At 71.9% G+C, this 14367-nt stretch carries 13 protein-coding genes; 9 read left to right on the top strand and 4 right to left on the bottom strand.

Translation table 11 applies throughout. The features are described 5' to 3' along the window. The first annotated feature begins 3 nt into the window (after positions 1-3). Positions 4-1023, top strand: a complete 1020-nt coding sequence (locus ABZ904_RS18475; RefSeq protein WP_360994553.1) for a TIGR03842 family LLM class F420-dependent oxidoreductase — start codon at positions 4-6, stop codon at positions 1021-1023. Positions 1024-1183: 160 nt separating this feature from the next. After that, on the top strand, positions 1184-2710 hold the full coding sequence (locus ABZ904_RS18470) for an NCS1 family nucleobase:cation symporter-1 (protein ID WP_359398207.1): 1527 nt from the start codon (positions 1184-1186) through the stop codon (positions 2708-2710). Positions 2711-2732: 22 nt separating this feature from the next. Here the strand turns inward: ABZ904_RS18470 and ABZ904_RS18465 are convergent, their stop codons facing one another. Then, a complete protein-coding gene (locus ABZ904_RS18465) occupies positions 2733-3425 on the bottom strand; it encodes a hypothetical protein (RefSeq protein WP_360994547.1) in 693 nt (230 codons plus the stop codon). Between the two features lie 491 nt (positions 3426-3916). Further along, positions 3917-4189 (bottom strand): DUF6480 family protein, encoded by a 273-nt coding sequence (locus tag ABZ904_RS18460; RefSeq protein WP_359398203.1) that lies wholly within the window; start codon positions 4187-4189, stop codon positions 3917-3919. A 128-nt stretch (positions 4190-4317) separates the two neighbouring features. Between ABZ904_RS18460 and ABZ904_RS18455 the strand changes: the two genes are divergently transcribed. From ABZ904_RS18455 to ABZ904_RS18430, 6 genes are all read left to right on the top strand, one after another. Next, positions 4318-6144: a gamma-glutamyltransferase gene (locus ABZ904_RS18455; RefSeq protein ID WP_361824341.1), complete on the top strand. Its 1827-nt coding sequence runs from the start codon at positions 4318-4320 to the stop codon at positions 6142-6144. A gap of 188 nt (positions 6145-6332) precedes the next feature. Then, positions 6333-7178, top strand: a complete 846-nt coding sequence (locus tag ABZ904_RS18450) for an inositol monophosphatase family protein (RefSeq protein ID WP_361824338.1) — start codon at positions 6333-6335, stop codon at positions 7176-7178. Positions 7179-7332: 154 nt separating this feature from the next. Continuing rightward, positions 7333-8742, top strand: a complete 1410-nt coding sequence (locus ABZ904_RS18445; RefSeq protein WP_359398197.1) for an NAD(P)/FAD-dependent oxidoreductase — start codon at positions 7333-7335, stop codon at positions 8740-8742. Next, the gene (locus ABZ904_RS18440) at positions 8739-9248 is read left to right on the top strand and encodes an O-acetyl-ADP-ribose deacetylase (protein WP_359398195.1); all 510 of its coding nucleotides are present in this window, start codon (positions 8739-8741) and stop codon (positions 9246-9248) included. Before ABZ904_RS18445 ends, ABZ904_RS18440 begins: the two co-directional genes overlap by 4 nt. 145 nt (positions 9249-9393) lie before the next feature. Beyond that, positions 9394-10860 (top strand): AlkA N-terminal domain-containing protein, encoded by a 1467-nt coding sequence (locus ABZ904_RS18435; protein WP_361824478.1) that lies wholly within the window; start codon positions 9394-9396, stop codon positions 10858-10860. Positions 10861-10869: 9 nt separating this feature from the next. Further along, on the top strand, positions 10870-11352 hold the full coding sequence (locus tag ABZ904_RS18430; protein ID WP_359398193.1) for a methylated-DNA--[protein]-cysteine S-methyltransferase: 483 nt from the start codon (positions 10870-10872) through the stop codon (positions 11350-11352). 67 nt (positions 11353-11419) lie between these two features. Here ABZ904_RS18430 and ABZ904_RS18425 read toward each other — a convergent pair whose 3' ends face one another. Next, on the bottom strand, positions 11420-12382 hold the full coding sequence (locus tag ABZ904_RS18425) for an SDR family NAD(P)-dependent oxidoreductase (RefSeq protein ID WP_361824333.1): 963 nt from the start codon (positions 12380-12382) through the stop codon (positions 11420-11422). A gap of 116 nt (positions 12383-12498) precedes the next feature. On the opposite strand from ABZ904_RS18425, the gene ABZ904_RS18420 reads away from it, so the two are divergent. After that, entirely contained in the window at positions 12499-13452 is a 954-nt protein-coding gene (locus tag ABZ904_RS18420; RefSeq protein WP_361824329.1) for an AraC family transcriptional regulator, read from the top strand. Positions 13453-13622: 170 nt separating this feature from the next. On the opposite strand, the gene ABZ904_RS18415 is transcribed toward ABZ904_RS18420, so the two are convergent. Then, complete coding sequence (locus ABZ904_RS18415) at positions 13623-14363, bottom strand: Sir2 family NAD-dependent protein deacetylase (protein ID WP_359398187.1); 741 nt, start codon at positions 14361-14363, stop codon at positions 13623-13625. Positions 14364-14367: the final 4 nt, after the last annotated feature.

The raw sequence follows: 14367 nt of genomic DNA, 5'->3' as shown, positions 1-14367 counted from the left end.
CCCATGGACTTCGGACTCGTCCTGCAGACCGACCCGCCGGCATCGCGGGTCGTCAGCCTGATGAAGCGCGCCGAGCGCAACGGCTTCCGCTACGGCTGGACCTTCGACTCGGCCGTGCTGTGGCAGGAACCGTTCGTGATCTACAGCCAGATCCTGGCGAACACCCAGAAGCTCACGGTCGGTCCGATGGTGACGAACCCGGGCACCCGCACCTGGGAGGTCACGGCCTCCACGTTCGCCACCCTCAACGACATGTTCGGCAACCGCACGATCTGCGGTATCGGCCGCGGTGACTCGGCCATGCGCGTCGCGGGCCGCAAACCCAACACCCTGGCCCGCATCAGCGAGGCCATGAAGGTCATCCGGGCCCTCGCCCGTGGCGAGGAGGCGGACCTCGGCGGCACGGTGATCAGGTTCCCGTGGATCAAGCCGGGCGCCGAACTGCCGGTCTGGATGGCCGCGTACGGCCCCAAGGCCCTGAAGATGACCGGGGAGGAGGCGGACGGCTTCATCCTCCAGCTCGCCGATCTGTATCTGACCGAGTACATGGTGAAGGCCGTGAAGGACGCGGCCGTCGCCGCCGGACGCGATCCGTCCGAGGTCAAGATCTGCGTCGCGGCCCCGGCGTACGTCACCGAGGACGACTCGCCCGAGGCGCTCGCGCACGCCCGTGAGCAGTGCCGCTGGTTCGGCGGCATGGTCGGCAACCACGTGGCCGACCTGGTCGCCAAGTACGGCGAGCACTCCGCCGCCGTACCCGAGGAACTCACCGACTACATCAAGGCCCGCGAAGGCTACGACTACTCCCATCACGGACGCAGCGGCAATCCCGACACCCAGTTCGTGCCCGACGAGATCGTCGACCGGTTCTGCCTCATCGGCCCGCCCGAGCAGCACATCGACAAGCTCAACGCGCTGCGCGACCTCGGGGTCGACCAGTTCGCCGTCTACGACATGCACGACGCTCAGGAAGCCGTCATCGACGCGTACGGGAGTCAGGTCATCCCCGCCGTCAACGGCTAGTTCCCACAAGGGTCCTTCCACCGGCCCTCTTCGCTCGTCCCCTTCTCGCTCCCCCGGGAAGGGGCCAGGGCGCTCCCGTGCCTTCGTTGCCGGGGCGCACCCCCCATCGGCTACGCCACCCCCACGGCCTTTCCCGTCCCGCCTCATGATTGGCCTGCCCATGACCGACACGGCTCCTACGGCCATACCGCTGTCCGACCAAGTCACCGGCCCTGACGGGCGGGTGGAGTTCGCCCCGGGCTCCGCGCAGCCCACCGGTCAGTACGCCAACGAGGACCTGCTTCCGGTCCCCGTCGCACGGCGCACCTGGACCACGTACAACTTCTCCGCACTGTGGGTCGGCATGGCCCACAACACGGCGTCCTGGACCCTGGCCTCGGGCCTGATCGCCGTGGGCATGGACTGGAAGCAGGCGGTGTTCACCATCGCCCTGGCCAATGTGATCGTGCTGGTCCCGATGCTGCTCACCGGGCACGCGGGACCCAAGTACGGGATCCCCTTCCCGGTCTTCGCCCGCGCCTCCTTCGGTGTGCGCGGCGCCAACCTCCCCGCTGTCGTAAGGGCGTTGGTGGCCTGCGGCTGGTTCGGCATCCAGACCTGGATCGGCGGTGAGGCGATCTACTTCCTCGCCGGCAAGCTGATCGGCGACAGCTGGGCGAACGCGTCCACGGTCGGCGGCTACGCCTGGACGATGTGGCTGTCCTTCGCGATCTTCTGGGCGATCCAGGTCGCCATCATCTACCGGGGCATGGAGACCATCCGGCGCTTCGAGAACTGGGCGGCTCCGTTCGTCCTCGTGGGCGCCTTCGTGATGCTCTGGTGGATGAGCAGCAAGGCCGGCGGCTTCGGCCCGCTCTTCGACCAGCCCTCCAAGCTCGGCTGGGGCGGTTCCTTCTGGAAGCTGTTCTGGCCCTCGCTCATGGGCATGATCGGCTTCTGGTCCACGCTCTCGCTGAACATCCCGGACTTCACCCGGTACGGCAAGAGCCAGAAGGCGCAGACCAGGGGCCAGGCGCTCGGCCTGCCGACCACGATGACCCTCTTCGCCTTCCTGTCGGTCCTGGTGACGTCCGGCTCGCAGGCGGTGTACGGCCAGCCGATCTGGGACCCGGTGCAGCTGGCCGCCAAGACGGACAACGTGGCCGGTCTGCTCTACGCGCTGGTGACCGTGCTGGTGGCGACCCTGTCGGTGAACGTCGCCGCCAACCTGGTCTCGCCCGCGTTCGACTTCTCCAACATCGCGCCGCGCAGGATCAGTTTCCGCACCGGCGCCCTCGCCACCTGCGTGCTCGGCGTGCTGATCTTCCCGTGGAAGCTGTACTCCGACCCGCAGGGCTACATCTTCACCTGGCTCGGCCTGGTCGGCGGACTGCTCGGCACGGTGGCGGGCATCCTCATCGCCGACTACTGGATCCTGCGCCGCGGCTCCCTCGTCCTCGGGGACCTGTACCGCTCGGGCGGGCGCTACTGGTACGAGGGCGGCTGGAACTGGCGGGCCGTCGTCGCCTTCGTGGTGGGCGGCGTCCTGGCGATCGGCGGCGCCGACTTCCATCCGCTGGTCGACGGACGTCCCATCCCGGCCCTCAGGCCGCTCGCGGACTACGGCTGGGCGGTCGGCCTCGGTACGTCGCTGGTGCTGTACGTGGTGCTCATGCTGCTGCGGGGACGGGAGAGGACCGCGGCCTGACCCGGCCCGCGCTGGAGGACGGTCAGCCCTTCGTCTGGCCGTTCTCCAGCGCGGCCACCGCGTCCTTGGCGGCCTTGATGGCGCCCTTGTTGATCTCGTCCGTACTCGGCGCCTTCTTCGTCTCGAAGTCACTGCCGTTGTAGGTGATGGACACCAGCGCGTTGGACACGCGGACCAGCACCACGCCCTCACGGGTCTGCTGCTTGTCCTCGGTGGTGAGGTTCACCACCGAGTAGCCCGAATCGCCGAGGCCGGGGACCGCGCCGCCGCCGCTCTTCTCCGTGGTCCGCTCGGTGTACGACTTCTGCGCCTGGGCGTTGGAGCCGGTGATCTCGAAGGAGACGTCGAGCCACCGGTAGTCGTAGCCCTTGAGCGCGTTCCAGGAGCAGGTGCGCCGGACGGACTTGTCCGTCGACGGGATCTCCTTCCCGGCCGTCTTGGCGCCGGGGACGAGCGACTCGATCGTCTTGGTGGCCACGGCGCCGCACGGCGCCGGCGCGGCGGAGTAGGTCTTGGCCGCCGGCGCGGTGGCGGTGGTGGAGGCGCCCCCGGTGCTCTGGGTGCCTTGCGTGCTCGGGGTCCCCTGCGCCGTCTTCTGGTCGGTGGCCGGGGCGGCGGCGAGCGGCCCGGACGACAGGGACCAGCCCGCCGCGGCGAGGACGGCGACCGGCAGCAGGCGTGCGGTCAGGGCGAGCGGCAGAGGAAGAGACTGCACGGGCGCTCTCGTGGGGGACGGTGCGGAGTGTGGGTCCACACTGCGGACGGGACGCCAGTCTCACATGACTGCCCGTGAGGCGGAAGTGCGAACTCGCTCCGTGCCTGCTCGGTGACAGCGGACGGCTGTTGACGGGCCGTGAGGTCTGTACGTCCTTGCCATGGTGTGCCGCTTTTGTCCTCGCCGTCAGGACCTGAACGGGCTCTGCGTGCCGCGCAGTCGCGGAGGCGGTCCGGAGTCCGAGGGGCGTGGCTCCGGTCCGTCGTACGCGGGTCATCGCCCCGGCCGTCGTACGCGGGTCATCGCCCCGGCCGTCGTACGCGGGTCACTGCCCTGGCCGTCGTAGGCGGGTCACTGCCCTGGCCGTCGTAGGCGGGTCACTGCCCTGGCCGTCGTAGGCGGGTCATCGCCCGGCCGTCGGGCGTACGTCATCCCCCCGGCTCGTCCTCTTCTGCGAGTCGGGTTCGTCAGCGGCGCAGGGGCGGTGCCGCTCACACCATCAGCGAGATGGCGTACGCCAGGAAGAACCCGGCCACCAGCACGGTCACGATCATGATCGCGATCAGTGGCCCCATGGCCCAGCCTCGTTGCCGCTGGTACTCCAGTTGCGGAACGGCCTCTTCGATGCTGCTCTCGCCCGGTGGGGTCTCGCCCGGCGGAACCCCGCCCTGCTCCACCCTCGGCCTCCATGACGATGCCGCGGGGGCTCCGTAGCGGTCGTCCCAGGCCCCGCTCATTCCGCTGTTCCGGTGCATCTGGTTCATGTCTTCCGAATACCCCGGCCACCTGCGGTCAAGCAGGCATATCGGGATGAAAAGGGCAGGTGCTGTCTTGGTCGTACCGGGGGTGCGTACGATCGCCGCACCGGACGGCGAACAGTGAGGGGTTTCCGATGTTCACCACCCGCCCCACGCTCCAGGGCACCTTCGGCATGGTCTCCTCCACCCACTGGCTGGCCTCGCAGTCGGCCATGGCGGTGCTGGAGGACGGCGGCAACGCCTTCGACGCCGCAGTGGCCGGGGCGTTCGTGCTGCACGTGGTGGAGCCGCATCTGAACGGACCCGCCGGGGAGGTCCCGATCCTGCTCGCCCCCGCCGGCGGCGAGGTACGGGTGCTGTGCGGTCAGGGCGTCGCACCCGCGGGGGCCACGATCGCCCATTACCGGGGACTCGGTCTGGATCTCGTGCCCGGCACCGGACCCCTCGCCGCGGCCGTCCCCGGCGCCTTCGACGCCTGGATGCTCCTGCTGCGCGACCACGGTACGAAGCCCCTCGCCGATGTCCTGAAGTACGCCATCGGCTATGCCGAGCACGGGCACGCGCCGGTGGAGCGCGTCGGTGAGACCGTCGAAAGCGTCCGCGAGCTGTTCGAGACGGAGTGGACCTCCTCGGCCGAGGTGTACCTCCCGAACGGGAAGGCACCCGTCCCCGGTGAGCTGCTGCGCAATACCGCGCTGGCCGCCACCTGGAAGCGGCTGCTCGCCGAGGTCTCCGGGGCGGGGGACCGGGAGGCGCAGATCGAGGCCGCCCGGCGGGTGTGGAAGTCGGGCTTCATCGCGGAGGCGCTCGTGCGGCAGGCGCGGCGGCGCACCATGGACACCAGCGGAGAGCGCCACAGCGGCACCCTGACCGCCGACGACCTGGCCTCCTGGTCCGCCTCCTACGAGCGGCCCGCCACCTATGACTGGAACGGCTGGACGGTGTGCAAGGCAGGCCCCTGGAGCCAGGGCCCGGCCCTGCTCCAGCAGCTCGCCCTGCTCCCGCCCGAGCTGCCCCGCTACGGCTCCGCGGACTATGTCCACCTGCTGATCGAGGGCTGCAAGCTCGCCATGGCCGACCGCGAGGCCTGGTACGGCGACGCGGCCGAGGTGCCGCTGGACGACCTGCTCTCGGACGCCTACAACGCCGGGCGGCGTGACCTCGTCGGCGGCAAGGCCTCCTACGAGCTGCGCCCCGGAGCGCCCGGGGGCCGCGCTCCCCGCCTGAGCGAGTACGCGTGCGTGGTGGCCGCCGACGACCCCGGCTTCGACCCCATGGGGGCCGGCGAACCGACGGTCGCCAAGAGCCCGGCCTCCCCGGTGCCCGGCGAACCGGACGTCGCCGCCGACGGGACCACCCGCGGCGACACCTGCCACCTGGACGTCGTCGACCGCTGGGGCAACATGGTCGCGGCCACGCCCAGCGGCGGCTGGCTGCAGTCCAACCCGGTCGTGCCCGAGCTGGGCTTCCCGCTCGGCACCCGGCTGCAGATGAGCTGGCTGGACGAGGGGCTGCCGAACTCCCTCACCCCGGGCCGACGCCCCCGGACCACCCTCACCCCCACGATGGCGCTGCGCGACGGTGTGCCGGTGCTGGCGTTCGGCACGCCCGGCGGCGACCAGCAGGACCAGTGGCAGACGCACTTCTTCCTGGCGGCCGCCCTGCTCCCGGCGGTCCGCGGCGGGCTGGACCTGCAGGGCGCCATCGACGCCCCGAACTGGCACAACGACAGCTTCCCCGGCTCCTTCTACCCGCGCGGTATGCGCCCCGGCAGCGTCACCGTGGAGTCCCGCATGGACTCCACGGTGGTCGAGGAGCTGCGCCGGCGCGGCCATGACGTGACCGTCGGCGGCGCCTGGTCCGAGGGGCGGCTGTGCGCGGTGGCCCGGGATCCGCGGACGGGGGTGCTGTCCGCCGCGGCCAATCCGCGCGGGATGCAGGGGTACGCGGTCGGCCGCTAGGCGGGAGCGGCGGGCCGCCGAGGTCGCGCTGCCGGGCCGGGGTGGCGCGGCCGGGCCGGTTACCTCGGTGGCGACGGGCGATCGAGCGTGCCCGCGTCCCGATCAACGAAGTCCCCAATTCATCCGGATTCCACCGGTGGTACACCGGGCCGGGGGGGATTGTCAGCATCGCGTGCTCTCATGGACGCATGATCGAAGGCTTTGAAACCATCGACGAGTTTCTCGCTCATCGCACGTCAGACGTGGAGGAGGCCGTCCGCACGGCGGCCGCCACCGAGATCATGCCGCGCTTCCGCCGGCTCGCCGCAGACGAGATCGACGAGAAGAGCGGCCCGCACGACCTGGTCACCGACGCCGACCGCAAGGCCGAGGCCTACCTCACCGAGGCGCTCGTCAAGCTGCTGCCCGGCTCGGTCGTGGTGGGCGAGGAGGCGGTCCACGCCAATCCGGCGACGTACGAGGCGGTGCGGGGCAGCGAGCCCGTCTGGACCGTCGACCCGGTCGACGGCACCCGTCAGTTCGTCCACGGCGACCTCGGCTTCTGCACGCTGGTCGCCCTCGCGCAGGACGGCGTCCTGCTGGCCTCGTGGACCTACGCACCGGCCCAGGACAAGCTCGCCACGGCCGTACGGGGACAGGGCGCCTTCCTCGACGGCGTACGCCTGCGCTCCGGCTCACCCGCCCCGGGCCGCGACCTGGAGGTGGCCACCTCGCACCCGTACTACACGACGGACGAGCAGAAGCGCGCGCTCCTCGGCCTGCAGACCGAGGGAATACGCCCGCGCTCGTGCGGGTCCGCGGGCCTCGAGTACCTGAAGATCGCCCAGGGTCTGCTGGACGCCACCGCCTTCTCCTGGGAAGCGGCATGGGACCACGCGGCGGGCATCCTCCTGGTCGAGGAGGCGGGCGGCGCCCACCTCACCCTCACGGGTGAGCCGTTCCGCATCACCGGCGGCAACGCCCTGCCGTTCACCGCCGCCAGGGACGAGGCCACGGCCCGGCGGGTGGTGGGACTGCTGTCGGGCGGCGTCTGAACCCGGTAGCGCCCGCAACGCCCTTGCGTCCGGGCCGACATCGCCGTCACCGCCGGATCCGGCGGCCGCCACCCGCACCCCCGCACTGTCAGTGCCCCGGCATATCCTGAATGCCTGTGGGCGTCGGTTGACGAAGGAGTCCGAGGTGCCGTCGATGCACGATGCGGTCGTGGTGGGAGCGGGGCCCAACGGACTGACGGCCGCCGTGGAGCTGGCCCGCCGGGGGTTCTCCGTGGCCGTCTTCGAGGCCCGCGACACCGTCGGTGGAGGCGCCCGGACGGAGGAGCTGACGCTGCCCGGGTTCCGGCACGACCCGTGCTCGGCGGCCCACCCCCTCGGTATCAACTCGCCGGCCTTCCGGGCACTGCCCCTGGAGCGCTACGGCCTCGAATGGCTGCACGCCGAGCTGCCCATGGCGCACCCCTTCCCCGACGGCAGCGCCGCGGTGCTCTCCCGTTCCGTCGCCGAGACGGCCGCCTCGTTCGGGCCGCACGACGCGGGGGCCTACCGCAGGCTGGTCGAGCCCTTCCTCGGCCGCTGGGACACCCTGGCCCGTGACTTCATGTCCCTGCCGCTCACCGCGCTCCCTCGTGACCCGGTCACCCTGGCCCGGTTCGGCCTCGTGGGGCTGCCCCCGTCGACCTGGCTGATGCGCCGCTTCCGCGACGAGCGGGCGAAAGCCCTGTTCGCCGGTCTCGTCGCCCATGTGATCGCCCCGCTCGACGGCTTCGCCACCGGCGCGATCGGCCTGGTCTTCGCGCTGGCCGCGCACGCCCGCGGCTGGCCGGTGGCTCGCGGCGGCTCCCAGTCCGTCTCGGACGCCCTCGCCGCCTACCTCAAGGACCTCGGCGGCACCGTCCACACCGACTACGAGGTCAAGCGCCTCGACGACCTGCCCCCGGCGCGCGCCTATATCTTCGACACCTCGCCCACCGCCCTGGCCCGCATCGCAGGCCTCGGCCGGTACTACGACGGCTTCCGGTACGGCCCCGGCATCTTCAAGATCGACTACGCCCTGGACGGCCCCGTGCCCTGGACCGCGAAGGAACCGCGTGTCGCGACCACCGTCCAGATCGGCGCCGACAAGGCGGAGATCGGCCATGCCCTGCGCGCCGCGTCCCGGGAGGGCCGCGCCCCCGACAAACCCTTCCTGATCACCGTTCAGCCCAGCGTCGCCGACCCCACCCGGGCGCCGGAGGGCAAGCACGTCTTCTGGGCGTACGGCCATGTGCCGAACGGCTGGACGGGAGACCTCACCGATGCCATAGAACGCCAGCTGGAGCGCTTCGCGCCGGGCTTCCGTGACCGCGTCCTCGCCCGCGCCACCGCGGGCCCGCCCGAACTGGCCGCCCGCAACGCCAACTACGTCGGCGGCGACATCGCCTCCGGGGCGGTGTCCGGTCTCCAGCTCCTGCTGCGCCCCAAACCGTCCCTGTTCCCGTACAACACCCCCCACCCGGCCGTCTTCATCTGCTCCTCGGCCACCCCGCCGGGCCCCGGAGTTCACGGCATGTCGGGGCACAACGCGGCGAAGGCCGTCTGGAGGAGGCTGAGAGCGACATGACCGGTCTCACCCTGGTGCTGGGCGACATCACCCGGCAGAGCGCCGACGCGATCGTCAACGCGGCCAACTCCTCGCTGCTCGGCGGCGGAGGCGTGGACGGCGCGATCCACCGGCGCGGCGGGCCCGCGATCCTCGAGGAGTGCCGCGCACTGCGTGCCTCCCACTACGGCAAGGGACTGCCCACCGGCCAGGCGGTCGCCACGACCGCGGGCGAACTGGACGCACAGTGGGTGATCCACACCGTCGGCCCGGTCTGGTCCGCCACCGAGGACCGCTCCGAGCTGCTGGCCTCCTGCTACCGGGAGTCCCTCAGGGTCGCCGACACACTGGGCGCCCGGACGGTCGCGTTCCCGGCCGTCTCCACGGGTGTCTACGGCTGGCCGCTGGACGACGGAGCCCGTATCGCGGTCGAGACCGTGCGGAGCGTGGCGACCGACGTCGTGGAGGTGCGGTTCGTCCTCTTCGACGAGCGGGCCTACGAGGCGTTCGCCGCCCACGTCGACTGACGCGGACACCCTCGGCCGGGACGCACCGCGGCCCGTTCCGGCGCCGGCTGGCGATCGGGACAGTGCCAGGTAGGCTCACGTACATGTCGGATTTCCGCCAGCCCGGCCGCCGGTCATGACCCATGCTGGACGCATGCGGAACGGGATGCACACCGACAGGGAGCGCTGCGTGCGCGCGGTGCAGTCGAAGGACGCGCGCTTCGACGGCTGGTTCTTCACCGCCGTCCTGACCACGCGGATCTACTGCCGGCCCAGCTGCCCGGTCGTGCCGCCCAAGCCGGAGAACATGACGTTCTACCCGAGCGCGGCCGCCTGCCAGCAGGCCGGATTCCGGGCCTGCAAGCGGTGCCGCCCGGACACCAGCCCCGGCTCGCCCGCCTGGAACCAGCGGGCCGACCTGGTCGCCCGCGCCATGCGGCTGATCGCCGACGGCGTCGTCGACCGGGAGGGGGTGCCCGGGCTGGCCGCGCGCCTCGGCTACAGCACCCGCCAGATCGAGCGCCAGCTCCTCGCCGAGCTGGGTGCGGGACCCCTCGCGCTCGCCCGGGCGCAGCGCGCCCAGACGGCCCGGCTCCTCATCGAGACGACCGCGCTGCCGATGGCGGAGATCGCGTTCGCGGCCGGCTTCTCCTCGATCCGCTCCTTCAACGACACCGTCCGCGAGGTCTTCGCGCTGGCCCCGGGCGAACTGCGCGCCCGCCTGCCGAAGACGACGGCGATCGCACCGGGCGTCCTGACCCTGCGGCTGCCCTTCCGGGCCCCGCTCAACCCGGACAACCTCTTCGGCCACCTCGCCGCGACCGCGGTACCCGGCGTCGAGGAATGGCGCGACGGCGCCTACCGGCGCACCCTCCGGCTGCCGTACGGCCACGGGATCGTGGCGCTGACACCGCGGCCCGACCATATCGGCTGCCGTCTGACCCTGAGCGATCTGCGCGACCTGCCCGTGGCGATCAGCCGCTGCCGCCGGATGCTCGACCTGGACGCCGATCCCGTCGCGGTCGACGACCAGCTGCGCGCCGATCCGCTGCTGGCACCGCTGGTCGACAAGGCCCCGGGCCGCAGGGTCCCGCGCACCGTGGACGAGGACGAGTTCGCCGTACGGGCCGTCCTCGGCCAGCAGGTGTCCACGGCCGCCGCCCGCACCCACGCGGCCCGTCTGGTCACGGCGCACGGCGAGGCGGTCGAGGACCCGGAGGGCGGCCTCACCCACCTCTTCCCGGCACCCGACGCGCTCGCCGCGCTCGACCCCGAGTCGCTCGCGATGCCCCGCACCCGCCGCACCACGTTCACCACCCTGGTCCGCCGGCTCGCGGACAAGGAGATCCACTTGGGCGTGGAGAGCGACTGGGAGGAGACCCGGGCCCGCCTGCTCGCGCTGCCCGGCTTCGGCCCCTGGACCGTCGATGTGATCGCGATGCGCGCCCTCGGCGACCCCGACGCCTTCCTCCCCACCGACCTCGGCATCCGGCGCGCGGCCCAGGGGCTGGGCCTGCCGTCCACCCCGGCCGCGCTCACGGCCCGGGCGGCGGCCTGGCGGCCCTGGCGGGCGTACGCGGTCCAGTACCTCTGGGCGACCGACGGCCACCCCATCAATTTCCTGCCTGTGTAAGGACGTTCCATGAAGCAGTACACGGTCATCGACAGCCCCTACGGTCCGCTCACCCTCGTCGCCGACGACGGCGTCCTGTGCGGCCTGTACATGGTCGGTCAGCGCCACCGCCCACCCGAGGAGAGCTTCGGCGAGCCGGACGACGCCCCATTCGGGGAGGCGATCGATCAGCTGCGGGCCTACTTCGCGGGCGAGTTGAAGGAGTTCACCCTCGAACTGCGCCTGCACGGCACGCCGTTCCAGCGCAGCGTCTGGAAGCAGCTGTCCCGGATCCCCTACGGCGAGACCCGCTCGTACGGCCAACTGGCCGACGTCCTGGGCAATCCCGGCGCCTCACGCGCCGTCGGCCTCGCCAACGGCAAGAACCCCGTCGGCATCGTCGTCCCCTGTCACCGTGTGATCGGCGCGGGCGGCGGTCTGACGGGCTACGGCGGCGGCCTCGACCGCAAGAGGCGCCTGCTGGACTTCGAACAGGGAGCGGGCCTGTTCTGAAGGCGGCGGTGCGGGCGCACGCGTCCCGCACCGCCGCCTCACCGGCTCCGCTCCCCGCGGGCGGACGTCAGCGGCGTACAGCGTCGGCGGCCTGCTCCCACAGCCGGTCCGCCGCCTGCTGATCGAGGGCGTGAGCGGCCACCCGGCCGGCCCGGTTGTCGCCGTCCGATACGACCGGTGCCTCCTGGTTGTCCTCGAAGTAGCGGCCGGTCACACCCTTGACCAGCGGCGATGCGGCCAGCAGCACGGATGTCGCGGCGCCTTGGGCCGGGGTCTTGTAGTACGGCAGCGGAGTCAGGTTCCCCTCGTCGTCCATCACGCCGAACGAGCGCATGGTGTCGTCGTCCAGGTGGCGCTGGAGGTTGGTGAGGATGTAGCCGGGGGCGACCGCATTGGCCGTGATGCCGTCGTCCGCCCACCGGCGGGCACCCACGGCGAGGAGCACATCGGCCGTCTTGGACTGCCCGTAGGCCACCCAGGGGTCGTACGGACGCCGCTCGAAGTGCGGGTCGTCGAAGTCGAAGGGCGAGTTCAGATGGGCCCCGGAACTGACGACCACGACGCGCGCCGAGCCCGACGCGCGCAGCGCGGGGTGCAGGGCGTCGGCCAGGGCGAAGTGACCGAGGAAGTTGGTGGCGAGCTGCAGCTCCCAGCCCTCTGCGCTGAGCTGTCGCGTGGGAAGCGCCATGATCCCGGCGTTGGCCACGAGGATGTCCAGCGGGCCGCGCCACGCCCGCGCGAAGGCCAGGGCGGAGTCGATGTCCGCCAGGTCGAGCGCCTCGGCCCGCACGGATCCGGCACCAGGGGCTGCGGCGAGTTCACGGACCAGCGGTTCGGCGGTCTCCGGACGACGGGTGGCCACGGTGACCTCCGCGCCGGCGAGGGCGAGGGCACGGACCGTCTCGGTGCCGATACCGGAGGCGCCGCCGGTGACCACGGCGCGGCGTCCGGTGAGGTCCACGCCGTCGATCACCTCGGCGGCCGTGGCGTGGGAGTGGAAGGGGGTGGTGAGTGGGGATTCGGCGTTCACGGGCAGTCTTTCCTGAGGTGCGACGTCACGTACGCCACTCACCGTAGGGCCGCACCGCTGGACGATGTATAACTTGTAGTCCGGACTTCTTCAGCCATCGTCCAGAGGAGGTGCTCATGGATCCACTGGAGGACGTGCTGGCCCTACTGGAGACGCGCAGCCATCTGTCGACCGCCCTGGCGGCGGGAGGGCGCTGGGCCGTGCGGTTCGCCCCACCCTCCGGCGTCAAGTTCAACGCCGTCAGACGCGGACGGTGCCGGCTGGAGGTCGACGGGCTCCCGGAACCGGTCGAGCTGGCGGCCGGCGACTGCTACCTGCTCACTCGCCCGCTGCGCTTCACCCTGAGCAGTGACCCCGAGGCCACCGCGGTGGACGCGGGCCCCGTCTTCGCGAGGGCGACGGGCGGCGTCGCGCGGGTCGGTACCGGTGACGATGTGTACCTGATCGGCGGGCGCTTCTCCTTCGGCGAGCGGGCGCAGGAGCTGCTGCTGGACGGGCTGCCCCCGGTCGTCCACGTGCCCGCGGGGACAGAGCAGGCGGATGCCGTGGAGTGGGCGCTGACCGCCATCGAGCAGGAACTGCACCACAGGCCGCCGGCCTCGACGCTGGTCGCCGAGCACCTCGCCGTCATCATGCTCATCCACGTTGTGCGGCTGCACCTCGCCCGTCAGCCGCACGCGGTGTCGGGGTGGCTGTCCGGCCTCGCCGACCCCGTGGTGGCCACGGCCCTGGCGTCGATGCACGAAGACCCCGCGCGTTCCTGGACCGTGGCCGAACTGGCGCAAGCGAGCGCCGTGTCGCGGTCCACGCTGGCGGCGCGCTTCAAGGAGACCGTCGGGCAGGGACCGCTGGAGTACCTGACCCGCTGGCGGATCGAACTCGCCTCCCGGCAGCTGCGAGCGAGCACCGACACGGTCGCCCTCATCGCGCACTCGGTCGGATACGGGTCGGAGAGCGCACTCAGCGTGGCCTTCAAGCGCGTCACGGGAATGTCGCCCGGCGCGTACCGCAAGCAGGCGGGCGCGTTCTCGGACCCCGGCGCCGTGCTGGTCGGCGCGGACGGCGCATGAGCGGACTGACACGGGGTGACCGGGCGCGCCCCAGCGCGAGCCACCCCATGCCGGCCTGCGACGTCTCCGGCCCACCCCGGGGCTCCGCACAGGAGAGACCCCGCCCCCTGGGCAGCGGCGACGGGGCACGGTGGAGGCGCTCGGCGACCACGGACGGCTCGGGGCCGCGGTCAGCTCTGGCCGCTCGCGGCGGTCAGGCCGCGCAGTAGCTCGGGCAGCGCGGTGCCGATCGGCTCGCGGACGATCTCCTCGGCGCGGTCGTCGTACGGTGTCGGCTCGGCGTTGACGATGACCAGGCGGGCTCCGTGGTCGGCGGCCACGCCCGCGAGCCCGGCGGCGGGCTGCACCTGCAGGCTGCTGCCGACGGCGATGAACACCTGGCACGCCTTGGTGATGGCGACGGCCTCACCGAGCACGACCGGGTCGAGTCGTTCACCGAACATCACGGTGGCCGATTTGAGGATGCCGCCGCAGTTCAGGCAGGGCGGGTCCTCCTCGCCGGCCTCGACGCGCGCGAGGGCGTCCTCCATGGGGCCGCGGGCATGACAGTTCGTGCACACGAAGCTGCGGGCGCTGCCATGCAGTTCCAGGACCTTGCGGGCGGGCATCCCGGCGAGCTGGTGGAGCCCGTCGACGTTCTGCGTGATGACCCGCACGGGCACCCCGGAGCGCTCCAGCTCGGCCACGGCGCGGTGCGCGGCGTTGGGCTCGGCCTTGAGCGTGCGGTTCTTGCGCCGCATCTGCCAGGAGCGCCGCCGGATCTCGGGATCGCCCATGTAGTACTCGTACGTCACGAGCTTCTCGGCTTCGGGGTTCTTCCGCCACAGGCCGTTGGGCCCGCGGTAGTCGGGGATCCCGGAGTCCGTCGAGATACCGGCACCACTGAGGATCGCGACGAGGGGCTTGGCCATGGGA

It is taken from the genome of Streptomyces sp. NPDC046900 (assembly GCF_040644975.1).
Taxonomy (GTDB): domain Bacteria; phylum Actinomycetota; class Actinomycetes; order Streptomycetales; family Streptomycetaceae; genus Streptomyces.
The sequence above is the reverse complement of the archived record's forward strand: the minus strand, read 5'-3'. Positions and strand labels throughout refer to the sequence as shown.

Excerpts from the sequence above, each read along its gene's own strand:
- ABZ904_RS18475 (WP_360994553.1), top strand. The coding sequence starts at position 4 with ATGGACTTCGGACTCGTCCTGCAGACCGACCCGCCGGCATCGCGGGTC.
- ABZ904_RS18435 (WP_361824478.1), top strand. The coding sequence starts at position 9,394 with ATGCACACCGACAGGGAGCGCTGCGTGCGCGCGGTGCAGTCGAAGGAC.
- ABZ904_RS18470 (WP_359398207.1), top strand. The coding sequence starts at position 1,184 with ATGACCGACACGGCTCCTACGGCCATACCGCTGTCCGACCAAGTCACC.
- ABZ904_RS18420 (WP_361824329.1), top strand. The coding sequence starts at position 12,499 with ATGGATCCACTGGAGGACGTGCTGGCCCTACTGGAGACGCGCAGCCAT.
- ABZ904_RS18455 (WP_361824341.1), top strand. The coding sequence starts at position 4,318 with ATGTTCACCACCCGCCCCACGCTCCAGGGCACCTTCGGCATGGTCTCC.
- ABZ904_RS18460 (WP_359398203.1), bottom strand. The coding sequence starts at position 4,189 with ATGAACCAGATGCACCGGAACAGCGGAATGAGCGGGGCCTGGGACGAC.
- ABZ904_RS18450 (WP_361824338.1), top strand. The coding sequence starts at position 6,333 with ATGATCGAAGGCTTTGAAACCATCGACGAGTTTCTCGCTCATCGCACG.
- ABZ904_RS18415 (WP_359398187.1), bottom strand. The coding sequence starts at position 14,363 with ATGGCCAAGCCCCTCGTCGCGATCCTCAGTGGTGCCGGTATCTCGACG.
- ABZ904_RS18440 (WP_359398195.1), top strand. The coding sequence starts at position 8,739 with ATGACCGGTCTCACCCTGGTGCTGGGCGACATCACCCGGCAGAGCGCC.
- ABZ904_RS18445 (WP_359398197.1), top strand. The coding sequence starts at position 7,333 with ATGCACGATGCGGTCGTGGTGGGAGCGGGGCCCAACGGACTGACGGCC.
- ABZ904_RS18430 (WP_359398193.1), top strand. The coding sequence starts at position 10,870 with ATGAAGCAGTACACGGTCATCGACAGCCCCTACGGTCCGCTCACCCTC.